The organism is Mesorhizobium sp. B2-3-12 (genome assembly GCF_006442205.1).
GTDB lineage: Bacteria > Pseudomonadota > Alphaproteobacteria > Rhizobiales > Rhizobiaceae > Mesorhizobium.
In genome coordinates this window covers 432,104-456,193 of sequence record NZ_VFVR01000003.1, presented here as the reverse complement: position 1 = coordinate 456,193, position 24,090 = coordinate 432,104, and the positions used below count along the sequence as shown (strand labels likewise).

Below are 24,090 nucleotides of genomic sequence, written 5' to 3'. Positions count from 1 at the left end.
GCCCAGGCGCCTTGCCACCTGATCTCGCCAGTGCATTTTGCCGGCGGCTGTGTTAACTGCGTGTTAACCAACCCCGCGAGGCAGACGCCGATGAAGGACGCAGGCGAGAAGATCGATCCGTCAAGCAAACTGTCCGATGCCATCCGCGACGTGAAGAATGCCTTCGCCGACCGCGACGATGTCGTCGTCGACATGCGCGAGGCGCACCGCATGCGCCTCGACCTCCTGGCCGCGGAGCTCGCGCCCGTCTTCGCCGATGTTCCGGCCGACATGGACAATTTCGACTTTGTCGTCTCTTCGGGCCTGCAGCCGCGCCTGTGGATCGACGCCGTCAGCCATGTCGCGATGGGACGCGACCGCCGCACCTACCGCTTCCTCAAGGACACCCGCATTGGCCGCGTCGTGCTTGCCGAATCGACCGAGATGAAGCCGGTCGCCGATTCCGTGACGCGTTATGTCGCGGAGCGCATCGTCGAGCGCCGCAGGATGATGGAAGGCGGTGTCGAGCCTGCGGTCGCCGGCATGAAGCGCGCCGAGGTCGCGGAGGCCGAACCGCCCCTGCGAGCCTCGACGCCTGGCAAAGGCTGGTCGGCCTTCCTGTCCGGCCTTGGCCTGGTCGCCGCCGGCGCACTGGTCGGCCTCGCCGTATCGGCCGCGCTGCTCTGGGACCGCATCGCGGCCATGCTTGTCAACTGGCGGCCGTAGCCGCGCCGGCCTCCACACCGAGCTCCAGGCTCTGCAGATCGGTAGGCGGTATGGACGGCCCGGTCAGGCCGCGCCGCGTCAGGCGGATGCGCCAGTTTCCCTTTTCACCGTCGATGTCGATGAGATTGTACTGCGCTGCCGGGTGATTGCCGCCCGGCGCCTGGCCGGCGGCCGCTACGCCGACCACCGGAACCTTCGCACCGCGCTGCCCGATCTGGAACAGCGATGGCAGATGCGAATGGCCATGCAGCACGAGTTCGGCTCCATGGCGGCGGATGATCTTGTGGAAGCGGGCGATTCCGAACAGCCGCTTGTGCTGGGAGACCGCGCCGCGCACCGGCGGATGATGGATCATGATCGTCCGGAACAGCCCTTGCCTGGCCGTGCTCTCGAGGATCTTGCCTAGCCTTTCCGCCTGCCCTTCCATGAAGAAGCCATTGGCCATGAAGGGCGCCGTGGCGCGCGCCGTCGAGACCCCGATCAGCGCGACATCGCCGCGCACGCGCAGATAGGGGAAGGCGTTGCGGTCGACCGGGCTGTTGACGCCGTCGCCGCTCATCCACGCCGCCCACGAGCGGCAGACTTTGTCGAAGGCGCCCGGCACATAGGCATCATGGTTTCCCGGCACGACCGAAACGTCATGCGGCGACCCCAGCGTCTCGAGCCAGTGTTTTGCCATCTCGATCTCGCCGTCGAGCGCCAGGTTGACGAGGTCGCCGGTGACGGCGAGATGGTCCGGGTTTTGCGCCTTGATGTCGGCGGTGATGGCGTCGATGACGGCATCGTGCATGTGGCGGCGTCGGTTGCGCTGCCAGTTCACATAGCCGAGCACGCGCTTGGACGCGAGATCGCGATAGGATACATCGGGAAGCGGCCCCAGATGGACATCGGAAATATGCGCGAGCCTGAACATTCCTCTTTCATAGGCGACGCGCACGCGCCTTTCCACCCACGGTTTCGCTCCTGATGTCGACCGATGACGAAGCCGCGTTCCGCCAGACCGGCTGGGCGGGCTTGAGGGCCCGGCTGTTCCATCTCTATTTCGTGCTGCGGCGGCCGATGACGCTGGGCGTGCGCGGCCTGATCCACGATGCCGCGTCCAATTCCGTCTTCCTCATCCGCCATACCTATGTGCCCGGCTGGCAGCTTCCCGGCGGTGGCGTCGAGGTTGGCGAGACGATGGCCGAGGCGCTGGCGCGCGAACTGGCCGAAGAGGGCAACATCCATCTGGACGCGCCGGTTTTCAAATCGATGCATTTCAATCGCCGCGCCAGCCGGCGCGACCATGTCGGCTTCTATCTCGTCGAAAGTTTCAGCCAGACCGCGCCGAAGCTGCCCGACCATGAAATCGCCGAGGCCGGCTTCTTTCCTCTCGACCGCTTGCCGCAGGGGACGACGCCGGCAACGCTGCGGCGGATTGCCGAGGTTTTCGGCAGCGTGCCGGCATCGCCCTATTGGTAGATCAGGCCGCCGCCCTCGCGAACTTCGCCCGGTCATGCGGCGCACCATAGTCGAGTTCCGGTCCCACCGGCACGATCCGCGTCGGATTGATCGTTTCGTGGCTGCGGTAATAATGCGCCTTGATGTGATGCAGGTTCACCGTCCCCGCCACACCGGGCACCTGATAGAGGTCGCGCAGATAGTTCGACAGGTTCGGATAATCGGCGATGCGGCGCAGGTTGCATTTGAAATGGCCGACATAGACCGGGTCGAAGCGCACCAGCGTGGTGAACAGCCGCCAGTCGGCCTCGGTGATGCGGTCACCCACGAGATAGCGTTGCCTGGACAGGCGATCCTCCAGCCCATCGAGCGTCGAAAACAGCTCGCCGAAGGCTTCTTCATAGGCCGCCTGCGTGGTGGCGAAGCCGGCGCGGTAGACGCCGTTGTTGACGGAGGGATAGACCAGCGCGTTGATCGCGTCGATCTCGCCGCGCAGTGCCTGGGGATACAAATCGAGGCCGGCATCGCCCCACTGATCGAAGGCCGAGTTGAGCATCCGGATGATTTCGGAGGATTCGTTGGAGACGATGGTCTGTTCCTTTTTGTCCCAAAGCACCGGCACCGTCACCCGTCCTGAATAAGAGGAGTCCGCCCTGGTGTAGATCTGGTGCAGGAAGTCGAGGCCATGGAGCGTGTCGCCGGTGGCGCCGTCCTCGGCGACAAACGTCCAGCCATTGGCACCCAGGAAATGATGCACGATCGAGACGGAGATGATGCCTTCGAGCCTCTTCAACGCGCGAAAGATCAGCGTCCGGTGCGCCCAGGGACAAGCGAGCGAAACATAAAGGTGATAGCGGCCGGGCTCCGCCTTGAAGCCTCGGCCGCGGCCTTGCGCCGGTGCGCCGTCTCGCGTGACCCAATCGCGCCACTGCGATTGCGGCCGCACGAACTTGCCACCGCTGTCCTTGGTGTCATACCAGCGGTCTTGCCATTTGCCGTCGACCAGCAATCCCATGGAATATCCTTTCGCGTTTCCACCTCATGTAGAGCGCGATGCGGCACTGCGGAATCATTCAGGGCTGAACAGATCGTCAATCGGTAGGGGCAGCGAACGGGTCGATTGCGGCGGCGCCAAATTGATGCTAGCGGACATTCCGCATGTTCGACTTTGCTTTGATCCGGTTTGACCGACGACGAAAGGGCGCCCGCGCTTGATGAAGCGCTGACTGGCGAATGCTGCCGTTTGCAGCAACCTTTCCTCCTCTACCGGAACGCAAAGACCATGAGCCTTGCCGACGTGAAAGACCTGGCCGACGTGAAGTACCTGCCGGAAACCCCGGCGCACGACCCTGAAATCGAAGCCATCAATGACGAAGCCTTCGGGCCCGGCCGTTTCGTGCTGGCTGCCTACAAGATCCGCGAGGCCGGCGGCCACGAGCGCTCCCTTTCCTTTGTCGCGGTCGACGGCGACCTCGTCGTCGCCTCGGTGCGCATGACGCGCATTGCCGCCGGTGCCGGCCGGGCACTGATGCTCGGGCCGCTCGCGGTGCGGCCCGCCTTCAAGAATCTCGGCATTGGCCGCCGGCTGGTGGCGATCGCACTGGAGGCAGCCGCCAAGGCCGGCGCGCCCGCCGTCATCCTGGTTGGTGACGAGCCCTATTACGGGCCGCTCGGCTTCAAGCGCATCCCGCGCGGCCAGATTTCGATGCCGCGGCCTGTCGACCTCGACCGCTTGCTCTCGCACGAGATCACGCCGGGCGCCGTGGCCAGGCTTTCGGGCGAAGTCGGCCACGCCAGCCAGGCCAGGATCGTCGAGCACGCCTAGGGCGGCTCCACGAAATTCGCCGGCTCGCCGTTTCGGCAAGACGGCGAACGGCTCCATCTTGACCTAGTCCGTCGATCCGGGCCTGATCCTGGCTCACGCAAAAGCCGGTTCTCATAAGAAGCCCGTTTCAAGAAAAGGATGACGCCATGAATCCCAACGGCCAGATCGCGATCGTGACCGGCGGCGGCTCCGGACTTGGCGAGGCAACGGCGCGCGCGCTTGCCGCCAAGGGCGCGCGCGTCGCCATCTTCGACGTCGGCATCGAGCGCGCTGCCAAGGTCGCGGCGGAAATCGGCGGCATCGCCGTCCAGTGCGACGTCGCGAGTGCCGACAGCGGCGCCGCCGCACTGGCCGAGGTCGCCGCCAAGCTTGGCGGGCCGCGCATCCTTGTCAATTGCGCCGGCATTGCCATCGGCGTGAAGACGATCGGCAAGGATGGTCCCCATCCGCTCGAACAGTACCGCAAGGTGATCGAGGTCAATCTGATCGGCACGTTCAACATGATCCGCCTGGTTGCCGACCGCGCCGCCAAACTCGAGCCGCTGCAGGGCGGCGAGCGCGGCGTCATCGTCAACACCGCCTCGGTCGCCGCCTATGACGGCCAGATCGGCCAGGCCGCCTATTCCGCCTCCAAGGGGGGCGTCGTCGGCATGACGCTGCCCGTGGCGCGCGATCTCGCCCGGTCCGGCATCAGGGTCTGCACCATCGCGCCCGGCATCTTCAAGACGCCGATGATGGCAGGCATGCCGCAGGACGTGCAGGACTCGCTGGGCGCCGCAGTGCCCTTCCCGTCACGCCTCGGCGAACCATCCGAATATGCGGCACTTGCCCTGCACATCGTCGAAAACCAGATGCTGAACGGCGAGACCATCCGCCTCGACGGCGCCATCCGTATGGCGCCGAGGTAAGGCATCACATGGGTGGGCACCTGCCTTCGCCAGACCCAGCATCGCTGGTTGATCACTGGAACAGGAAAGTCAACGTAGCAGGGCGATAACCTTGGACGGTCGAAAGAAAGATGTAATCAGGAAGACCGACGCCGAGGCGATCCGGTTGGCCAAGACGCTTTTGCGCTGTGCGCGCTTCGGCGCCCTGGCAGTGCTGGAGCCGGAGACCGGATCGCCACTTGCCAGCCGGGTGGGCGTCGCCACCGACATCGACGGCGCGCCGCTTATCCTGGTGTCGATGCTGTCGGCGCACACGCCTGCCCTGCTCGCCGATCCGCGCTGTTCCCTGCTGCTCGGCGAGCCCGGCAAAGGCGATCCTCTGGCGCATCCTCGGCTGACACTGGTCTGCCAGGCGTCGCGGCTGGAGCGCGGCTCGCAGCCGCATGCCCGCGCCGAGCGCCGTTATCTCAACCGCAATCCCAAGGCGAGCCTCTATGCCGGGCTCGGCGACTTCTCATTCTTTCGCCTGGAGCCGCGACGCGCCAGCCTCAACGGCGGCTTCGGCAAGGCCTATCTGCTCGAACGGCCCGATCTCATCACCGATGGGCCCATCATCGAAGAACTCGCGGCAAGCGAACAGTCGGCCGTCGACCACATGAATGCGGACCATCTCGACGCGATCGCCGTCTATGCTCGTCATTCCGCCAAGGCATCAGGCGATGGCTGGACCATAGCTGGTTTCGACCCCGATGGCATGGATCTGGTGTCTGGGGACAATGTTTGCCGGGTATTCTTCCCACAACCCTTGGTAAAGGCGCGGGAATTGCGTCCCGTTCTGGTCGAAATGGCCACGGCCGGCAGGGCCGCATCATAGACATAAGACGAAACTAAATTGCATTTGATCAAAAGCACCCTTGAGATTTGAAGGAAATGTTCTAGGCTTAGCTGTGGTGTTGACTCGTCGGCACCTTCGCAAGTGAATTTATGGATTCAGGCACCATTGCCCCCATGGCGCCTCGATGAGCAAACAGCATGGGGCATCAATGGTCTCGACAAAGCTAATCGCCAACGCCGAATCGGCCGCCGAATTTCTGATGCTGATGGGCAACGAAAAACGGCTGTTGATCATGAGCTATCTGATCGACGGTGAAATGTCGGTCGGCGCCATCGCCGAAAAGGTGATGCTCAGCCAATCCGCCCTCTCGCAGCACTTGGCCAAGTTGCGGGCGCTCGACCTCGTGGACACCCGCCGCGACCGCCAGATGATCTACTATTCCTGCAAATCCGATGCGGTGCGCGAACTGCTCGCCATGCTGGATGGCATTTTCGGCGGCGGCAAGGAAGATCTGTCCCAGATGGCGCAGAGGTTGCGTCGCGCCGGGACTTGACCGGGCACTGCCGCGGCCGTTTACCTCGCTGACGGTTTCCGGAGCGTGGCTCATGTGCCTTTGCCGGCACGCGAGCCGCGCTCTTTATTGTTGAGCGGGACATGGACCCAATTCGCATCGACGACCCCCGCGATCCCCGTGTCGCGGCCTATTTCGATATCCGCGAGCGCGACCTGGCCGGCCGGCAAGGCCGCTTCGTCGCCGAGGGCAAGGTCGTGCTCGACCTGCTTTTGTCGTCGAGCCGCTTCGGTGCCGAATCCGTCCTGATCCTGGAAAACCGGCTTGGCGGGCTCGAGGACATACTGCGCAAGGCACAGGCGGACCTGCCGGTCTACGTCGTCGCCGGTGAGGTGATGGACGCCATCGCCGGATTCCACATGCATCGCGGCATCCTGGCCATCGGCCGCAAGGAGGCACTCCAGCCGACCGGTTCATTGCTGGACGCCTTGCCCGCCCGAGCCCTGGTTGTCGTGCTTGTCGGCATCGCCAACCACGACAATATGGGCTCGATCTTCCGCAACGCCGCCGCCTTCGGCGCCGATGCGGTTCTGATGGACCCGACATGCTGCGATCCGCTGTACCGCAAGGCGATCCGGGTTTCGGTCGGCGCTGTGCTCAAGGTCCCTTTCGCGTCCTTCGATGACACGGCGAACTTCACCGCGGACCTTGATCGGCGGAGTTATGACCAGTTCGCCCTGTCACCGCGCGGCCGGATCGACATAGGTCAGGTACGGCGTGGCGAGCGCCTGGCGCTCTATCTCGGCACAGAGGGAGAAGGCCTGCCCGAAAGCCTGCTCGCCCGTTTGCAAACGGTGCGGATCACCATGTCGAAAGGCTTCGACAGCTTGAACGTCGCCGCCGCCTCGGCAATTGCCTTGCATCATTTCTCGCAATGACGGGCGTGTGAGCCTGGACGCCTCGAGAGGGCGGCCAGCCCGCGCCGTGTCAGTTGGCTTCCGCCTTCTGCAGGTCCCGCACGCGGTCGGCCAGGCTGCGGTCGTGGCCGGCCGAACGGTTCTCCTGCGGTGCCGCCAGCGCCTTGGCGATTGGTGAATCGGGGCCTTCGAGCTTGGCCGTCAGGTGGACGACCTCCGCCGCCAACTCGTTCATCTGCTCACGCAGCGCGGCACCGCCATTCGTCAAACCCGAAGATGCCACGGCGCCGAGATCCGCCTTAAGGCGCTTGTTCTCGCGCGCCAGCGCCGTCAGCCTGGCCTCCAGCCGTTCGCGGTCGCCGTCGAGCTTGGCAATCGCCCGCTCCACGTCGTCGCGCATGCCGGCCTCGTCATGGCGGCCCGCTTCATCGGGCTTGCCGACCAGCCGCAGGGCCGGTGTGCCGTCCTCGGCTTTCGCTTTTTCCCGCAACCGCGCCAACTCCTTTTCGCGCCGATCCAGCTTGTCCTCTCGGTCGGCGAGCGTTGCCATCAGCCTCTCGACCTTCTTGTCGAGTTCGGCGGCCCTTTTCTTCTCGGCTTTCAGGGCATCGCGCGCGGCCTTGCTTTCCGCCGCGATCTCCTGGTTGCGCCGGTCCGCTTCCTTGCGCTGGCCGCGCAGCAGCGCGATGTCGCTGGCAAGCTTCTGCAATTCGGATTCGCGCGCCACGAGTTCGATCTGGCGGCTGCTGGAGGCGAAACTGGCATCGTCATACATGTGCTCCAGCTTTTCGAGATCGAGCGCCCGCCTTTCCAGTTTTCGCTCGGTTTCCTTGAGCCGCTCCGAAAGCTGATGCAGTTCCTCTTCGCGCTGCCGCAGCGCGCCATTCTTGGCGCCGAGTTCGGCCAGCGCGTGGTCCTTTTCCGTGCGCTCGATCGCCAGCCCCTTCAGCGCCTCGCGGCCGCGATTGATCTCGACGAGTTGTTCGGCCACCTTCTCGCGCAATGCCTTGACGTTGATTTCGAGGCGCCGCGTCGTCATGGCGTACTCGGCCCGGATCCGGTCCTTGTCGGCCTGGATCTCGGCTTGCGTCAGCGGAATGGAGGCTTCGATGCGCCGACGGGTCAGGGCGACGGCACGCCGCCAGACGGCCGGAGCCACCATCAGCGCCAGAAAGCCGGCACAGAGAAAGCCGAGGGCAAAGAACAGGACCGACTGAACCAAAGGACTACCCGTTATCGACGACAACTTGGAAGGCTGGACCGTGCCATCTTGGCATGGCGGAAATCCGGCACCGCGGCAAGGGCTTGCCGCGGCTCATTCGGGTCGTGGGTTCGACATCTGGTCAAAAATGCCGCGCTTCGATCATGTCGGACAGATCAGAACGGGTTCCACGTCGCCCGCTCGGTCAGTTTCAGGTAGCCGAGATTGACGCCGAGCCGTGCGCCGACGCCGGTACGGATGGGAACCAGCAGCACATTGTTGTTCTTCAGCACGTTGAAGCCGACGCCCGCAACCACATAGGCCGAACCGGCGACACCGCCATAGCGGTTGTAGAGATTGCCGACATCGTCGAGATTGTAGACCAGCATCATCACGCGCGAGCCCTCGCCGCCGAAATCCCAGCCCAGCGACGGGCCTTGCCAGAACACTTTGTGATCGCCGGCATTCTTGGTGTAGAGCGTGCCTTCGCCATAGGTCAGGCCGCCGATCAGCGCGCCGGATCCTTCCTCGCCGAGCAGATAACCATTGGGCAGGCCGTAGGAGGCGAAGATCTTCTCCACGACGGTGGCCAACCCACCCGATGTCGCGCCGAAGAACTTGTGGCCTGAATCGACAATCTCCTGAGCGGTGTACTCCTGGGCCCGCAGGGCCGATGGCGAGAAGACGAGAACGCCCATGAGCGTGATCGCCATTGAGAGGACACGGAGAAAACTCCGGTCATAGAATCGGGAAAACATGCTTCCAATCTCCGTCATGAAGCACTTTCGCCGACGCCTCGCATCCGTACGGCTCTTTAGGCGGCCGTTAAGGATGACTGTTAGGGGCAAACTATGCCGTAATTCTTTTTCAACCATTAAACTTCCACATGAAGATGGCGGTTCGAAGGCTGTTTGGCGGTCGCGCGGGGCCGGAAGCCTGCGCGAACACGCCATTTGCCCCGACGACAATTCCGGATTTGTTGCTGTACGTACGAGTGCTGTGTATTCAGAAGGCCTCGGGTTGGAACGTGATTCGTGTGGGCAGGCGCGATAACAACTCGCCCGGTCACGACTAGTGGATTTTGCAGGGATTTTCACCGATGGCCGATCTGTTCACCCTCTCCGCTCCGGATCTGGCGGCGCTTTTGTGCAGTCGCGTCTGCCACGACATCATCTCGCCGGTCGGCGCGATCAACAACGGACTTGAACTGCTCGACGAGGGTGGCGCCGACGAAGACGCCATGCGGCTGATCCGCCAGAGTGCAAAGAACGCCTCTGCCCGGTTGCAGTTCGCCCGGATCGCCTTCGGCGCCGCCGGCTCGGCCGGCATGATGATCGACACCGGAGATGCCGAGGCCGTCGCCATTGCTTTCCTCAAGAATGAAAAGCCGGAATTGGTCTGGAACGGACCTCGCGCGCTGTTGCCGAAGAACAAGGTCAAGCTGCTGCTCAACCTGCTCCTGGTCGCCAATGCCGCCATTCCGCGCGGCGGCAAGCTGGTCGCGACCCTCGAGAATCTCGAAACCGAGCCGCGCTTTTCGCTTTCGTCAAGCGGGCCGATGCTGCGCGTGCCGCCGAAATTCCTCGAACTGCATTCTGGTCACAAGCCGGAGGAACCGATCGACGCGCATTCGGTGCAGCCTTATTACACGCTGCTGCTGGCCCGCGAAGCCAACATGACGATTTCGATCCACGCGACAGCTGAGGAAATTGTCCTTTCAGCGGCCTGAGATCGGCGCCGGCGACACGACCGAACAAAGTATTTCAATCTGAAATATTTCATTGACGCCCAATTGGGGCGCGATGAACTTTGCCAGCGCGGCAACCCCGAAGCATCGCGAAGGAAAAGTCCGACGAACGGCATCTTTGCAAAAATTTTACCTAACGGCTTTTCGGCTTCTTTACCAGATCGGTCTAGGCTGCACCGCAGATGCCCCGAACGACCGGATCGCCCAAGGGCAAAGAGGACCCGGATATGAAACGCTGCATGTTCGTCGACGATTCAAGCGTCATCCGGAAGGTTGCAAAACGCATCCTCGGCGGTTCCGACATGATGGTCATCGAGGCGGCCAGCGGACTTGACGCGCTGGAGATGTGCGCCGCCGACATGCCCGACATCATCGTCGTCGACGGCGCCCTGCCGGATGTGCAGGCGGTCGACCTCATCCGTCGCGTGCGCGCCATGGAAAGCCCGATCAGGCCGCAGATCCTGATCTCGCTGGTCGAGCTCGACATCGCCTCGATCATGCGGGCCAAGCGCGCCGGTGCCCAGGGCTACCTGTTGAAGCCCTTCAACCGCCCGCAGCTACTCGAACGCTTTCGCGCCTTGAAGATCGCGCCTGATTCGGTGCTGGCGGGCAATTCCAGGAAAAGTGCGTAACGGTTCCGCCCGCGATTGCGTGAAACCGGATGGTGCCTGTCCAACGCAAAAACCCGGCCGCGGCCGGGTTTTTTATTGAAAGAAATCGGACGCTGTTCGTCGCTCAGGCGCTGACGCGGATGTCTTCCGGTTCGCGCAGCACATAGCCGCGGCCCCAGACGGTCTCGATGTAATTCTGGCCACCGGACGCGGCGTCGAGCTTCTTGCGCAGCTTGCAGATGAAGACGTCGATGATCTTCAGTTCCGGCTCGTCCATGCCGCCATAGAGGTGATTGAGGAACATTTCCTTGGTGAGCGTGGTGCCCTTGCGCAGCGAGAGCAGCTCCAGCATCTGGTATTCCTTGCCGGTGAGGTGCACGCGCTGACCACCGACCTCGACGGTCTTGGCGTCGAGGTTGACCACCAGATCGCCCGTGGTGATGACGGACTGGGCGTGGCCCTTGGAGCGGCGCACGATGGCATGAATGCGCGCCACCAGCTCATCCTTGTGGAACGGCTTGGTCATGTAGTCGTCGGCGCCGAAGCCAAGGCCGCGCACCTTGTCCTCGATGCCGGCCATGCCGGAGAGGATGAGGATAGGCGTCTTTACCTTGGAGAGCCGAAGCGTTCTCAAGACCTCGTAACCGGACATGTCGGGCAGGTTGAGATCGAGAAGGATGATGTCATAGTCGTAGAGCTTGCCCAGATCGACACCCTCTTCGCCGAGGTCTGTCGTATAGACATTGAAACTTTCCGATTTCAGCATCAGTTCGATGCTTTGTGCGGTTGCACTGTCATCTTCTATCAGCAGAACACGCATTTCATTCCCCTTTTCTGCTGCCGGGTCATTTCACGACCCGTCCTGCCCCGGAGCAGTGGTTGCCTTGTGCAGAGGCTGCCATCAAATGGTTAACAAAACCTAATTTCCCGTCCAATACGGTACCAGATTTTTTAACCTCTTTCTACACCCTCTTGAATCTAATAATGAATCACAGACCCAAATTCCTAATGCGACACATTAACAACCTGGACTAAGCGACTCCAGGGACTCATCGAGGCGGCTTCGCTTCGGCGGCCGGAATTTTTACCCGGCCTTAAGCCCTGACCCGTATGATTAACAATGCCCGTAAACGAATGGTTACCGCCGGCAAAAAACTTTAGGGTTTTGTTTCCCATAGTGCGGGGAAAGCCGGTGGACACGGGCAGTGCTTGGGCCTTTCCAGGTGGTTTGGACGATATGTGCGGGTGTGCGTTTCCGGGAGTACCGAATCATGAAGTCACGTGAAAACCTCGTTCGACTGAAGCAGTTTCAGGTGAATGAGAAGCGGCGGCAGCTGCTGCAGCTCGACATGATGATCGCCGAGTTCGAACGCATGGCCGTCGAACTGGAGCTTCAGATCACCGCCGAGGAAAAGAAAGCCGGCATCACAGATATCAACCATTTCGCCTATCCGACCTTTGCCAAGGCGGCGCGCCTGCGCCGCGACAATCTCAGGAACTCGCAAGGCGACCTCGCCCAGCAGCGAAGCGCCGCCGAATCATTACTCGGCGAAGCTGAAGCGGAGCTTTCCAAGGCTGAAATGCTGGAATCGCGCGATACCAAGATTCGCGAGGCCGAAACCGGCGGCCGCAGCGCCATGATCGGCTGAACCGGCCGACATCGGCGCGGTTCGGCACGCCCACCGTCGGACGACAAATTGAACCAGCGCAGGGTGGCGGCCACAAAGTGTGCTGTTGGCACGCAAGACCTAGGCTGCACTATTCCCTTCATTTCCAACGATCGCCCTTGCCCGCGCATCCTTTGATATCGGGCGCATGCTGCTCGGCCCATGATCTGATCTGGGTGAGCAGTCCAGCCAGGTTCTGGCCGAGCTCGGTCAGTTCATATTCGACGCGCGGCGGGATGACCGGATAGACCTCTCGCCGCACCAGGCCATCACGTTCCAGCACGCGCAGCGTCTGCGTCAACATCTTCGGCGTGACGCCTTCGAGCTCGCGGGCGAGTTCGCCATTGCGCCGCCGGCCTTTGCGCAGCGCGCAATCGATGCAGGCAAGCTCGCCGTTCACTTGCCAAGAGCTTCCCGCTCGACCAGGCCGGTGCCGCCCACGCCTTTCTTGCCACCAGGCCGATCGGCAAGGTGGCGCTAACGGTCTGAACGTGGGAAGCAGCAGGTCCAAAACGAAAGGGCGCGGAGTGCCGCGCCCTTTGATCGTGTTCAGGCCGGCTCTAGTGCCGGTATTGCTGGATACGCGTGGTGCGCAGCCCGGCAAGGCCGTATTCGTCGATCGACGCCTGCCAGGACAGGAATTCCTCCGTGGTCAGCTTGTAGCGCTGGCATGCCTCTTCGAGGCTCAGAAGTCCGCCGCGCACGGCTGCAACCACCTCCGCCTTGCGCCGGATAACCCAGCGACGCGTGTTCGTCGGCGGCAGATCGGCAATCGTAAGAGGGCTGCCGTCGGGCCCGATAACATACTTAACTCTAGGTCTAACCAGATCGGTCATCGTACTCTCTACAAAAAACTCAAAGACCCAATCCCCGCCACGTTACCGCCACAGCTTTAAAAATTGCCTAAGCAGACCCTAATGACTAGGTAAGGATCGTGAACGCCGCGTTAGTCTTTTCACGGGCATTTGAAATATCGGGCTCGAAGCCCTGTTTTAGCCCGGAGAAATGTTTCGTCCGCGGCGTCCGCCACACGCGGCGGGTCGCGGTGCAAGCTGGCGCCGTCGGAAAGCTTGACCTATATTCTCGACATTGGCATTTGAGGTGCCGCGGAATGAAAGCACCATGAACAGTCTCGACCTTCCCAGACGTCCCGAAGAAACCCGCATCGTCGTCGCCATGTCGGGCGGTGTCGATTCATCCGTGGTCGCCGGGCTGTTGAAGCGCGAGGGCTATGATGTCGTCGGCGTCACCTTGCAGCTCTACGATCATGGCGCGGCGACGCATCGGGCCGGATCGTGCTGCGCCGGCCAGGACATCGACGACGCCCGCCGCGTCTCCGAGACGCTGGGCATCCCCCATTATGTGCTCGATTATGAAGAGCGTTTCCGCAAGGCCGTCATCGACCCGTTCGCCGAGAGCTATGTCGCCGGCGAAACGCCCATTCCGTGCGTGTCCTGCAACCAGACGGTCAAGTTCGCCGATCTCCTGGCCACGGCCAAGGATCTCGGCGCCGACGCGCTGGCCACAGGCCACTATATCCGCTCCGGCGCCAATGGCGCCCACCGGGCGCTTTACCGGCCGGTCGATGCCGACCGCGACCAGAGCTATTTCCTATTCGCCACCACGCAGGCGCAGATCGACTATCTGCGCTTTCCGCTTGGCGGCCTGTCGAAGCCACAGGTTCGCGCCATCGCCGAGGAGATGGGGCTGACGGTCGCCGCCAAGCAGGACAGCCAGGATATCTGCTTCGTGCCGCAGGGCAAATATTCCGACATCATCGCCAAGCTGAAGCCGGCCGCCGCCAATCCGGGCGACATCGTCCATATCGACGGCCGCGTGCTTGGCCGCCACGAGGGCATTCTGCGCTACACGATCGGCCAGCGCCGTGGCATCGGCATTGCCTCCGGCGAGCCGCTCTATGTCGTCCATCTCGATGCCGAGCGCGCCCGTGTCGTGGTCGGCCCGCGCGAGGCGCTGGAGACGCACAAGATCTATCTGCGCAACATGAACTGGCTGGGTAACGGCGCGCTCGCCGATGTGCCCGCCGGCGGCATGGAGCTGTTCGCCAAGGTGCGCTCGACCAGGCCGCCACGGCCGGCCGTGCTGCGCCACGAGGCAGGCGTGACCTCGGTCGAACTGGCCGACGGCGAATCCGGCATCGCGCCCGGACAGGCCTGCGTGCTCTATTCCGACGACGGCAACGAGGCCCGTGTCTTCGGCGGCGGCTTCATCGAGCGCTCCGAGCGCGGCGCCGAGGCCGAAGCGATGTTGAGTCGGCTCGCCGCGAAGCCGGCTCAGGTTGCCGCCGAATAGGCGCAGCCGGAGTAGAATTTCCAAACGGTCTCAGGATTTGGTGTGGGTGACGGTGCCCGCCGTCAGGATGCGCAGCACCCTGATCGCTTCCTCGCCGCTGGTGCGCGGTTCGGCGCGCGTCTCGATGCACTGGATGAAATGCTCCAGCTCGCGCGTCAGCGGCATGCCCTGGGCAACCGCGACATAGGACGGTTCGTTGGTCGTGAACGCCCACTGGCCGCTGTCCTGCCACACCGCGTGGCGGTAGACGGCAAGCTTGCGCTCCCATGGCTCGACGTCGTCGAACACCGCCATCGCCTTGGTGCCGACCACGGTCAGCCGCCGCTCGCGATAGGGGTTGAGCCGCGAGGTGAAAAGATGGCTGCGCAGCCCGTTGGGAAAGCGCATGTGCAGATGCGCGAAATCGCTGAGATTGTCGAGGAGTGCCGCCCCCTCGCCGCGCACCTCGATCGGCTCCGTGCCGGTGATGGCCAGGATCATCGACAGATCATGCGGCGCCAGGTCCCAGAGCGCATCGTTCTCGGTATGGAACTTGCCGAGCCCCAGCCGGTGCGAATGGATGTAGCGGACCTCGCCGAGTTCGCCCTTGTCGATCAGCCCTTTCAGCGTCTCGAAGGCGGGATGGAAGCGCAGAACATGGCCGACCATGAACACGCGCTTATTGTCCTTGGCCGCCTGCACCGAGCGCTCGGCATCGGCCACCGTCAGCGCGATCGGCTTTTCCACCAGCACGTCCTTGCCGTTCTCGACGGCGCGCACGGCGAGATCGGCATGGAACTGCGGCGGCAAGGCCATGATGATGGCGTCGATGTCATCGCGGACGAACAGCTGGTCCGGCTCGATCGCCAGGCAATCCTGTTCGCTGGCGAAACCTTCGGCGCGGGCACGATTGGTGTCGGAAACCGCGTGCAACGCGCCGAGCGCCTTGAGGGTGCGGATGTGGTTGGAGCCCCAGTATCCGCAACCGAGGACTGCAATGCGCGGCTTCATCTGTTTCAAACTCTAAAAACTCGTGGCCGAGACATAGCGACGTGCCCGGTCGAACTCAACCCCGGCGGCCGCATCCAGCTGTTCGCGCGGCAAAGCTTTTCGCCAATGAGAATATGGGCCGATATAGAATGCATCGAAGCTTGACAGCCTCGCCCTCCCAACCTTATATCCGCCCGACCTTGGCGAACGCCTCGAAATGCCTTGCGATTTAAGGCGGATTTCGGGCCTGACGCCGCCCTGGCGGGGTAGCTCAGTTGGTTAGAGCACGGGAATCATAATCCTGGGGTCGGGGGTTCAAGTCCCTCTCCCGCTACCACTTCACACCCACTATCGAACATAATGTTTGTATTGCGGCGGCCGGCTGATGCAGCCCGCTTTTCGGCAGGCAGGGTCGCTGGGTGGAGAGTCACGGTCGGGGGCGGCCCAAGATTACAGCCCTCGCTCCCCTCCCGGTATGTTTCGGCAGAGCGCAAAATGGGCCGGCACAACCGGCCCATATCAGATCAATCCTCCTCAACGGGTGCCGGGACCTCATCCGGTAGGATTTGCGGTCCAACCCGATCGGCAACCAGCATCGAAAGCATCATCTCGACAAGGCCGTTGGCGGCCCCCTTCTCGCCACCGGTGGCGCCGATCTGGATCTGCGGCACGAGCGGTAGCCTGCCATTTTCGATCGCCTCGGCGAAGCGCATGAGTACCTGCGAGTTGAGCTGATAGTCCGGGCCGCCGAAGGCCGCGACCTTCTTCTGCGTGGCTTCGGCCTCCGCCAGACCGACGGCGCGAACCCTCTCGGCATCCGCAAAACCGGTCGCCTTGATGCGTTCGGCATCGGCAAGCGCGATAGCCTTGATCATGTCGGCCTCGCCCTGGCCGCCGAGGCGCACCTTCTCGGCCTCCGCCTTGGCGGTGACCTGAATGGTTTCCGCCTGCTGGCGGGTGCGGGCGAGTTGCGCCTTGCCCTCGTTCTCACTGATCTCGATGGTAAGTGCCGAAGTCGTGATCTTGGCTTGCTGTTCGGCGAGCGCCTCCTTCTCACGCAACGTGCGTTCCTGGATGGCCGCCTTCTCCTGCAATTTGTAAGTCTCGACCTTTTCGACCGCAATCTGGCGCTCGCGCAGCTGGATCAGGATTTGCTCTATGCTGTTCTGGCCGTTGCCAGCACGTGGCGTACCAATCAACACTTCCTGCAGCTCGAGGCTGTAGGTATTGAATTTTTCGCGCATCTCCTCGCCCGATTTGCGCTGGATATCGCTACGCTCCTGCAAAAGCTGGATCAGCGTCTTTGTCTGGGCGATATTCTTGAAGTAGGCAGAGACCATCGGATCGAGCGTCTGTTCGACCAGCCGCTTGATGTCACCGAAGCGCTGCACCACGAGCGGCGCCTTCATATAGTCTATATGCACCACGACGGACAGCGGCAGCACGGGCTCGAACGCATCCTTGGTGATCAACGACACCTCGGACAGGTTCTCGTCCAGCCTGTGTTCGCCGAACTGTTCCTTCGTCCATTTGAGCACGAAGTTGGTGGTCGGCACGGTGATGATTTTGCCGGCATAGGTATTGAACGCATACTTGCCTGGCAGCAGCGGCGTTGACCAGACACCGCGTGCGCCGATTTCGACCAACTCGCCATGACGGTATGCCTGCCCGGAAATATCCGTGCCGTGGCGGCCATTATAGGAGACGACGACACCCACCGTGCCAACGTCAATGATCGTCTTCTCGACCAATTCGACGGTCGCGAAAATGCGATTGAGGAAGTAGCTGCCGTCGGCCAGCACCTGCAACTGCCGGCCACGGTAGCCACCGGCATTGAGAAACTTCTCCGGATCCTGGAAATTGTTGTGGAAGTTCGGGTCGTTCGGATCGTTGGCGACGGTCGGTGCGATGATCTCGCCATCCGGTAGGGCCGGACCGTCGTGGATGGTGACGATACCGATCATGTCCTCGGCATTATGGATGACGACCGGCTCAAAGCCGCCCCGCTCCGAGATCATGCTGGACATATTGGCAAAAAGGTTTTGTTCCGACGAGCTCAGGCTAACGGAATGCATCGACTGGGCGGTGAGCACGATGAATTGTGCGAGATTGATGGCATAGGTGCCTTCGCGCAAGATCTTGCGCTGCGGTCCTTTCTGGCCGCCTTTTTCGAGAAAGCCGCGCACATCCTGGAAATCATCGGCCTCGGTGTTGGAAGCAAGCGTCTGCGTCGGAGGCAGCGGCTTGCCATCACGGGCAAAGACATAGCCGATCTGGCCTTGCGGGATGGTGACAAGATTGGCGCGATGCATCGAATATTGGAACGGCATGAAGAAATGCAGGCCGCCGCGCACGACTTCCGGCTGGTAGCCTGCCTCACGGTTGAGCGCGATGAAGCCATTGCTGACGGAGCCGCGAAAACTCTATAGTTTTTCCAAGATGCCGAGCCTGTCGTTCGGGATGTAGCGGACCACGCCGCTCCACCAGAACAGGATCGCCAGCACGATGACGAGCACGGCCACCTCGATAGCCATCCATTCCATCGGGCCGAGATATTGTAGGGCTTCCATCTCTTCTCTCCTATGGGGCGCACGGGTTCGTTCACCCGGCGGTCACCCGGTTGGTGTTGATCTATGAGGTGGGGAGATTGCGTGCCGACGCGCGCGACACACTAAGGGCGTGTCGAACGTTTGGGCTGCTCATCGTATGGGAAAGTGACCGCGCGTCCCGAGTCCCCCGGTAAGGGCAGGCGTGGCCGTGAGCGATGTCACATCGGTGTTGCCTTGATAGACATTACAAGGAATGACGTAGGGATCGCGCCGGCAGGTTTAAAGATATTCCGCGCGGAAATCGTATAAATCGCTGAAACAGTATCTCGCATACATTACTACGGACTCACTCCAGATGAATATTGCTGGAAATGGGGTTTGAAGCCGGATTAGGTGATGCGCCGAACTGCGCGGCTCCAAGATCTACGCCCGCGACGGCGGCGGGGCGCGGACGCAAACCGCGGTTGCCCCCGCCAAAAAGCTCCTGCCAAGCGGCCGTTGGTATATTGTCGCTTGGAGTGTGCTTCCTTTGCTGGCGACATGATATTTCTCACGCGCTGAAGGGCTACTGCCGGGCGTTTCAGCAATGACTAAAGGAACCGAACGGCGATTGCCGGAGTTGCTTCAAGCGGACGTCGAACGGGCCGCGTTTCTGGAGCAGCTGCATGAGCGACATAGGCGCCGAAATCTCTGAGAAACAGAGCAGCATTCGGGCAAAAGGGCCATTCCAACGATTCCTGCGCACAATCGGACCTGGGTTCATCACAGGCGCCTCTGACGACGACCCTTCTGGCATCGGCACATACAGCCAGGCGGGCGCCCAGTTGGGGTTCAATGTCGGTTGGACCATGGTGTTCACGTTTCCGCTCATGGTCGCGATCCAGGAGATAGCGGCGCGAATAGGCCGGACGACAGGGCGAGGGATTTCCGGCAATCTCTGCCGACACTACCCGTCTCCCCTGATGTATTTCGTGGCCTCGCTTCTGTTCGCCGCCAACGTGATCAACATCGGAGCGGACCTGAGCGCGATGGCCGATGCGCTGCGATTGCTGGTGGGCGGCCCAAGCTGGCTCTATGTTGTCGCGTTCGGCGTGGCGTGCGTTCTGGCGATCGTCTTTCTCGACTACAGCCGGTACGTCACGGTCCTGAAATGGACAACGCTGAGCCTCTTTGCCTATGTGGTGGCCGCGTTTCTGGCTGATATCCCATGGGGCGAGGCCCTCAAGGGTGTCGTTCTTCCGCACATGGAATGGAACCGGGCGTACTTCACCACGCTGCTGGCCATACTCGGCACGACGATTTCTCCCTACCTGTTTTTCTGGCAAGCGTCGCAAGAGGTCGAAGAGGAGAAGATCGACCCGAAGGCCAAGCCGCTGAAGTGGGCTCCGTGGCAGGCGCCGGGCGCCTTCCGGCGCATTCGCGCCGACACGGTGGTCGGCATGGCTTTCTCGAACCTGATCGCCATTGCGATCATCCTTACGACGGCCGCCACGCTGCACAAGGCAGGGGTGACCGACATCAATTCCTCCACCGATGCGGCCAAGGCGCTGGAGCCGGTCGCGGGCAAATTCGCCTTTGCGATCTTTGCGATGGGGATTATCGGCACCGGCCTTCTCGCGGTGCCGGTTCTCGCGGGCTTGGCCGCTTTCGCCGTGGGCGAGGCGCGCCGTTGGCCAGTGGGACTGGAGCGCAAGCCGAAGCAAGCGATGGCATTTTACGCGACCTTGGCCGCCGCCGTGGCGTTGGGAATGGGCATCATGCTCACGCCGATCGATCCCATAAAGGCGCTTTACTGGAGCGCGGTCATCAACGGGATATGCGCCGTTCCCGTGATGGTCGTGATGATGCTGATGACCGGGCGTTCCGACATCATGGGCGAATTCCCCGTCGAGGGTTGGCTGCGCTTTCTCGGCTGGCTCGCGACGACAGCAATGGGGCTATCCGTGCTCGGCCTCGCGCTGCAATGGGTCTTATGAACGCCACGCATCCCGACCGGTCGCAGGACGCTTGCTGCGACACGGTCGTTGGGCCGATCTAGCCCCTAAGCTCGCGAACGAGTACGCAAAGCCCGTCGCCCTCGCTCCAGTCGATCCAGGTAGACTCAGGGGTCCGCTATCTCCCTGCTACCACCTCAGTGCCTGATCATCCCGGCATCGACATTCAGCGTCTGGCCGGTGATCCAGCGGGCATCCTCGCTCGCCAGGAACGACACGACGTCGGCGATATGCTCGGGCTGGCCCTTGCCCTTCATTGCCTGCAGCATCTCGACGAAGCCGAACGCCTCGTTGTGCGGGCTGGCCTTGACGCCGTCGCTCTCGATTAGGCCGGGCGTCACCGCATTGGCCGTGATGTTGTACTTGCCAAGCTCGGTGGCCAGCGCCCGGGTGAAACCGATGACGCCGCCCTTGGCCGCGACATAGGCCGCCATGTTCGGCGTGCCGGCGAAGAAGGTGTTGGAGGCGATGCTGATCACGCGTCCTGCCTTGCCCGCCGCCCGCATCTGGTCGGTCGCCGCGCGGGTGACGATGAAGGTCCCCGTCAGGTTGACGTCGATGATCTTGCGCCAATGGTCGAGGTCGACATCGTCCCAGGCGACGAACGGCACGATGCTGGCATTGTTGACCAGGATGTCGACGCCGCCGGTCAGCGCCTGGATCTCGCCGAACAGCGCCTTGACCGAGGCCGGATCAGAGATGTCGGCCGCGACATCCTTTGCCTTGCCGCCGATCGCGGCGGCGGCGGCCTTGGCGCCTTCGCCATTGATGTCGCTGACGATGACGGTCGCGCCGTCGGCCGCCAGCCGGGCCGCGATCGCCTTGCCGATGCCTTGTGCGGCGCCCGTCACCAGCGCCGTCTTTCCCGCAAGCCGTTCAGTCATGGAAATTCTCCCTCAATGCCTAATCTTGTGATGTCTGTTCAGGCGTCGGCGTCGATCACGGCCAGTGCCGCGTCGATACCCTTGCCGACCGCAAGCTTCTCGCCTGCCGCGTTCATGGCGCCGCCAAGCGCCGTCAGCGCCGCGATCGCGTAGATGGGCTGCGCCGTCGGGCCCATATGGCCGATGCGCGTAAGCTTCCCCAATGTCTCACCACGGCCAGACGAGAAGACAACGCCGTAACGGGCGCGCGCCGCAACCCGCAGCGCCTTTTCGTCGACGCCGTCGGGCGTGCGGACAGCCGTGGTGCTCGGCGAGGCGATTGCGTCGCTGGCGGCCCAGATCGACAGGCCCATGGCGACGACACCGGCACGCATGGCCTTTGCCGTCAGCGCGTGGCGCGCCCATACAGCCTCCGGACCCTCGTTGAGATAGAGATCGAGCGCGACATCCAACCCGTTCACTTCGGCCACCGAAGGCGTGAACGGGAACGGCTTGTCCCGCGACCAGGCGTTCTCCCAGTCGACGATGCTCAGCACCGATGCGCGCGGTGCTGCCTTGTTGGCTTTCATCTTCGCCCAGGCGCGATCGCTGACGCCCATCAGCGTCAGCGCCGGCGGCGCGCCAAGGCACTTGCCGGGGCCGGTGACGTAGATGTCGGCCTTGCAATCCTCGGGATGCGTCTTCATCCCACCGAAGGACGAAACCGCGTCAACGATCAGGTAGCCGCCATGCGCCGAGACCAGCGCGCCGATGGCGTCGATCGGGTTGATCGTGCCCGACGGCGTGTCGTGATGGCAGACCGACACGATGGTGATTTCCGGATGTGCCTTCAGCATGTCGGCGACCGCCTGCGGGTCGATCGCCTCGTTATAGGGCACTTCGATTTCGAGCAGATGCGGCGAATAGCGTTTCGCCCAGTAACCAAAACCCTTGCCATAGACGCCGGAAGCAAGATTGAGCACGACATCGTCTGGCGTGATCAATGACGCCGCCGCAGCCTCGAGGCCCAGCACCGGTTCGCCATGCAGGATGAGGGGTTTGTTGGAAAGCCGCATCGCCTTCTGCGCCTTGTCGACCACCCTCTCGTAGAAGAGCTGGAACGCCGGGTCGTAGTCATAGAGGACCGTGCGCGAGAGGCCGCGCAGCACTTCGGGATAAGCGTTCACCGGCCCCGCGGTCAGCGTGATGACCGGATCGGCGTGTTCGAGATAGCGCATGGTCTTGGTCTCCGATTGACGGCGGTCAGCCGTAGAACTGCGTGCCGGTCTTGTAGGTCTTGAAGTTGTCCATGTCGTGCGAGTACATCAGCTCGGCGCCGTGATCCTCCGCCAGCTTCTTCACCTTGCGCATCGAATTGACGCCCGCGACCGGGTCGATATGGAAGGCCGCCTGGCAGAGCGTTTCAAGGCTCTTCTGGGTGTAAGCGGCGTCGATGGTGAACATGATCGGCTTGCGCTTGGGAAACTCGACCAGGAGGCTGTAATGGCCGATCGAGTGGCCTGGCGTCGAGATCAGCTTGACGCCCTTGGCAAGCTCTATGTCGCCGTCGATGCCTTCGAAGGTGGAGTTGGCGCGCGTCGTGCCTTCCAGCAACTGCGCGGTGGCGCCGCGCGCCTCCGCTGCCTCGGCCGAGAAGCTCAGGTCGGAATAGCCGAGATGTTCGAAGGGCTGCGGATTGCAGGCCTGCGGCACTTCCGTGCGGTGACAGATCTTCTTGGCATGCGGGAAATATTTGTTGCCGCCGCAATGGTCGAAATGGAAGTGCGAATTGACGACGACGTCGATGTCCTTCGGTTCCAGCCCGAGCAGCGCCAGCGCGCCTGGAATGGTCTGGTGCTTTTCCTGGATCGGCTTCTCGAAGGGCAGCACCTTCATGACGTGGTCGTAGTCATAGCCGGTGTCGATGAGGAAGCGGCCCTCCGCATGCTCGACGAGGATCGAATAGACGGGGAAACGCACTTCGCCGCCCGGACCGCGATTCCAGAACACGTGATAACCGTCGAGGACGAGCGAGCCGCCGTCGAGCAGGTAGACCTTGGTATCCGACATTGTTGCCTCCGTTTCGGCGCGGGTCCCATCCGCGCATCTGGTTTTTCTCAGCGCGCCCCGCGCTCGTATGGAATGCCGAGTGCAGCCGGCAGGCTGGCCCGCCGCCCGAACAGCACCAACATTATCATCACCGCCAGGAACGGCAGCATCTGGATGACGTCGGTCGGGATGTTGATGCCCGCCACCTGCATGGCCGTCGTCAGTGACAGGCAGACGCCGAACAAAAGCGCGCCGAACAGCACCCAGACCGGACGCCCGCGCGCCAGCATGGCCAGCACGATGCCGAGGAAGCCGGCGCCATTGGTGATGAAGGGGATGAACAGGCCCGCCCCGACATTGGCGAGATAGGCGCCGCCGAGCCCGGCCAGCGCGCCGGTCGAAAGCACGGCGATGGTGCGCGTCCTGATGACGTCGATGCCGGCCACGTCGAGCGCGGCCGGCTTGTCGCCGGCGGCCTGCAGATTGAGGCCGAGCTGCGTGCGCCGGTAGAGGTAGCCCATGGCGAACACCAGCGCGACCGCCAGATAGACGATCAGATGATGCTTGAAGAAGGCCGGGCCGATCACCGGAATGTCCGACAGCAGCGGAATGACGGTTGCGTCCGCCGCCGGCAGGCGGGGATAACTGCGAGAGAATTGAAAATGGTGGAGCAGCGCCGTCAGGCCTTCGAGGCCGAGCGTCAGCGCGATACCGATGACGATCTGGTTCAACCCTATCCTCACGCAAAGCAGCGCCATGATCAGCGCCACCGCCATGCCGCCGGCAGCGCCGGTGAGGAAGCCCAGCCACAGCGATCCCGAATAGAAGGCGCCGACGAAGCCGAGATAGGCGCCGGCCAGCATCATGCCCTCGATGCCGATGTTGAGCACCCCGGCCTTCTCCGACATCTGCTCGCCGAGCCCGGCAAGCAGCAGCGGAATGGCGGCCGTGACGGCGCCGAACAAGAGCGCGCTGAGAAAGACTTCGCTGAACAGCCCGGTCATGCG

At 62.7% G+C, this 24,090-nt stretch carries 24 protein-coding genes, 1 tRNA gene and 1 pseudogene; 13 read left to right on the top strand and 13 right to left on the bottom strand.

The features are described from left to right. Positions 1-90: 90 nt before the first annotated feature. Entirely contained in the window at positions 91-705 is a 615-nt protein-coding gene (locus FJ948_RS12435) for a hypothetical protein (RefSeq protein ID WP_140704688.1), read from the top strand. On the opposite strand, the gene FJ948_RS12430 is transcribed toward FJ948_RS12435, so the two are convergent. After that, a complete protein-coding gene (locus tag FJ948_RS12430) occupies positions 689-1,618 on the bottom strand; it encodes a metallophosphoesterase (protein ID WP_140704686.1) in 930 nt (309 codons plus the stop codon). The two genes, FJ948_RS12435 and FJ948_RS12430, sit on opposite strands and share 17 nt — an antisense overlap. 53 nt (positions 1,619-1,671) lie before the next feature. Between FJ948_RS12430 and FJ948_RS12425 the strand changes: the two genes are divergently transcribed. Continuing rightward, positions 1,672-2,166 (top strand): NUDIX domain-containing protein, encoded by a 495-nt coding sequence (locus tag FJ948_RS12425; protein WP_140704684.1) that lies wholly within the window; start codon positions 1,672-1,674, stop codon positions 2,164-2,166. A gap of 1 nt (position 2,167) precedes the next feature. On the opposite strand, the gene FJ948_RS12420 is transcribed toward FJ948_RS12425, so the two are convergent. Then, positions 2,168-3,160 carry a glutathione S-transferase family protein gene (locus tag FJ948_RS12420; RefSeq protein WP_140704682.1) on the bottom strand — a complete coding sequence of 331 codons (993 nt, stop codon included), beginning with the start codon at positions 3,158-3,160 and terminating at the stop codon, positions 2,168-2,170. Positions 3,161-3,427: 267 nt separating this feature from the next. Between FJ948_RS12420 and FJ948_RS12415 the strand changes: the two genes are divergently transcribed. From FJ948_RS12415 to FJ948_RS12395, 5 genes are all read left to right on the top strand, one after another. Next, positions 3,428-3,970 carry an N-acetyltransferase gene (locus FJ948_RS12415; RefSeq protein WP_140704680.1) on the top strand — a complete coding sequence of 181 codons (543 nt, stop codon included), beginning with the start codon at positions 3,428-3,430 and terminating at the stop codon, positions 3,968-3,970. A gap of 146 nt (positions 3,971-4,116) precedes the next feature. Further along, positions 4,117-4,878 carry a 3-hydroxyacyl-CoA dehydrogenase gene (locus FJ948_RS12410; RefSeq protein WP_140704678.1) on the top strand — a complete coding sequence of 254 codons (762 nt, stop codon included), beginning with the start codon at positions 4,117-4,119 and terminating at the stop codon, positions 4,876-4,878. Between the two features lie 91 nt (positions 4,879-4,969). Next, positions 4,970-5,731 (top strand): HugZ family protein, encoded by a 762-nt coding sequence (locus FJ948_RS12405; protein ID WP_140704676.1) that lies wholly within the window; start codon positions 4,970-4,972, stop codon positions 5,729-5,731. A 169-nt stretch (positions 5,732-5,900) separates the two neighbouring features. Further along, positions 5,901-6,245: a metalloregulator ArsR/SmtB family transcription factor gene (locus FJ948_RS12400; RefSeq protein ID WP_140704674.1), complete on the top strand. Its 345-nt coding sequence runs from the start codon at positions 5,901-5,903 to the stop codon at positions 6,243-6,245. Positions 6,246-6,346: 101 nt separating this feature from the next. Next, positions 6,347-7,141, top strand: coding sequence for an RNA methyltransferase (locus FJ948_RS12395; protein ID WP_140704672.1), 795 nt, complete (start codon positions 6,347-6,349; stop codon positions 7,139-7,141). 49 nt (positions 7,142-7,190) lie between these two features. Here FJ948_RS12395 and FJ948_RS12390 read toward each other — a convergent pair whose 3' ends face one another. Then, the gene (locus FJ948_RS12390; protein WP_140704670.1) at positions 7,191-8,342 is read right to left on the bottom strand and encodes a hypothetical protein; all 1,152 of its coding nucleotides are present in this window, start codon (positions 8,340-8,342) and stop codon (positions 7,191-7,193) included. Positions 8,343-8,497: 155 nt separating this feature from the next. Beyond that, the gene (locus FJ948_RS12385; RefSeq protein ID WP_224538899.1) at positions 8,498-9,034 is read right to left on the bottom strand and encodes an EipA family protein; all 537 of its coding nucleotides are present in this window, start codon (positions 9,032-9,034) and stop codon (positions 8,498-8,500) included. Positions 9,035-9,420: 386 nt separating this feature from the next. Here FJ948_RS12385 and FJ948_RS12380 point away from each other — a divergent pair, with 386 nt between their 5' ends. Further along, positions 9,421-10,050, top strand: a complete 630-nt coding sequence (locus tag FJ948_RS12380; RefSeq protein ID WP_140704666.1) for a histidine phosphotransferase family protein — start codon at positions 9,421-9,423, stop codon at positions 10,048-10,050. A gap of 245 nt (positions 10,051-10,295) precedes the next feature. Then, the gene (locus FJ948_RS12375) at positions 10,296-10,700 is read left to right on the top strand and encodes a response regulator (RefSeq protein WP_140704664.1); all 405 of its coding nucleotides are present in this window, start codon (positions 10,296-10,298) and stop codon (positions 10,698-10,700) included. Positions 10,701-10,803: 103 nt separating this feature from the next. Here FJ948_RS12375 and ctrA read toward each other — a convergent pair whose 3' ends face one another. Beyond that, positions 10,804-11,499 (bottom strand): cell cycle two-component system response regulator CtrA, encoded by a 696-nt coding sequence (gene ctrA / locus FJ948_RS12370; protein ID WP_006203583.1) that lies wholly within the window; start codon positions 11,497-11,499, stop codon positions 10,804-10,806. Between the two features lie 451 nt (positions 11,500-11,950). Here ctrA and FJ948_RS12365 point away from each other — a divergent pair, with 451 nt between their 5' ends. Beyond that, the gene (locus FJ948_RS12365; RefSeq protein ID WP_140705050.1) at positions 11,951-12,328 is read left to right on the top strand and encodes a flagellar export protein FliJ; all 378 of its coding nucleotides are present in this window, start codon (positions 11,951-11,953) and stop codon (positions 12,326-12,328) included. Positions 12,329-12,446: 118 nt separating this feature from the next. Here FJ948_RS12365 and FJ948_RS12360 read toward each other — a convergent pair whose 3' ends face one another. Both FJ948_RS12360 and FJ948_RS12350 read right to left on the bottom strand, forming a co-directional pair. Beyond that, entirely contained in the window at positions 12,447-12,746 is a 300-nt protein-coding gene (locus tag FJ948_RS12360) for a helix-turn-helix domain-containing protein (RefSeq protein WP_181173645.1), read from the bottom strand. Between the two features lie 160 nt (positions 12,747-12,906). Continuing rightward, the gene (locus tag FJ948_RS12350; RefSeq protein ID WP_006203587.1) at positions 12,907-13,182 is read right to left on the bottom strand and encodes a DUF1153 domain-containing protein; all 276 of its coding nucleotides are present in this window, start codon (positions 13,180-13,182) and stop codon (positions 12,907-12,909) included. A 286-nt stretch (positions 13,183-13,468) separates the two neighbouring features. Here FJ948_RS12350 and mnmA point away from each other — a divergent pair, with 286 nt between their 5' ends. Next, the gene (mnmA, locus tag FJ948_RS12345; RefSeq protein WP_140704662.1) at positions 13,469-14,659 is read left to right on the top strand and encodes a tRNA 2-thiouridine(34) synthase MnmA; all 1,191 of its coding nucleotides are present in this window, start codon (positions 13,469-13,471) and stop codon (positions 14,657-14,659) included. Positions 14,660-14,689: 30 nt separating this feature from the next. On the opposite strand, the gene FJ948_RS12340 is transcribed toward mnmA, so the two are convergent. Further along, complete coding sequence (locus tag FJ948_RS12340) at positions 14,690-15,649, bottom strand: Gfo/Idh/MocA family oxidoreductase (protein ID WP_127869816.1); 960 nt, start codon at positions 15,647-15,649, stop codon at positions 14,690-14,692. A gap of 239 nt (positions 15,650-15,888) precedes the next feature. Here FJ948_RS12340 and FJ948_RS12335 point away from each other — a divergent pair. Further along, positions 15,889-15,965, top strand: a tRNA-Met gene (locus FJ948_RS12335). A 187-nt stretch (positions 15,966-16,152) separates the two neighbouring features. Here FJ948_RS12335 and FJ948_RS12330 read toward each other — a convergent pair. Next, a pseudogene (locus FJ948_RS12330) lies at positions 16,153-18,198 on the bottom strand (flotillin family protein). A 644-nt stretch (positions 18,199-18,842) separates the two neighbouring features. On the opposite strand from FJ948_RS12330, the gene FJ948_RS12325 reads away from it, so the two are divergent. Continuing rightward, positions 18,843-20,153 carry a divalent metal cation transporter gene (locus tag FJ948_RS12325; protein ID WP_140704660.1) on the top strand — a complete coding sequence of 437 codons (1,311 nt, stop codon included), beginning with the start codon at positions 18,843-18,845 and terminating at the stop codon, positions 20,151-20,153. A 155-nt stretch (positions 20,154-20,308) separates the two neighbouring features. Here the strand turns inward: FJ948_RS12325 and FJ948_RS12320 are convergent, their stop codons facing one another. Genes FJ948_RS12320 through FJ948_RS12305 form a run of 4 tightly spaced genes read right to left on the bottom strand, consistent with a single transcriptional unit; the run spans position 20,309 to position 24,087 of the window. Then, a complete protein-coding gene (locus FJ948_RS12320) occupies positions 20,309-21,055 on the bottom strand; it encodes an SDR family NAD(P)-dependent oxidoreductase (protein WP_140704658.1) in 747 nt (248 codons plus the stop codon). A gap of 38 nt (positions 21,056-21,093) precedes the next feature. After that, the gene (locus tag FJ948_RS12315) at positions 21,094-22,272 is read right to left on the bottom strand and encodes an alanine--glyoxylate aminotransferase family protein (RefSeq protein ID WP_140704657.1); all 1,179 of its coding nucleotides are present in this window, start codon (positions 22,270-22,272) and stop codon (positions 21,094-21,096) included. A 25-nt stretch (positions 22,273-22,297) separates the two neighbouring features. Beyond that, complete coding sequence (locus tag FJ948_RS12310) at positions 22,298-23,104, bottom strand: 4-pyridoxolactonase (protein WP_140704655.1); 807 nt, start codon at positions 23,102-23,104, stop codon at positions 22,298-22,300. Between the two features lie 47 nt (positions 23,105-23,151). After that, a complete protein-coding gene (locus FJ948_RS12305) occupies positions 23,152-24,087 on the bottom strand; it encodes an ABC transporter permease (RefSeq protein ID WP_140704653.1) in 936 nt (311 codons plus the stop codon). Positions 24,088-24,090 lie beyond the last annotated feature (3 nt).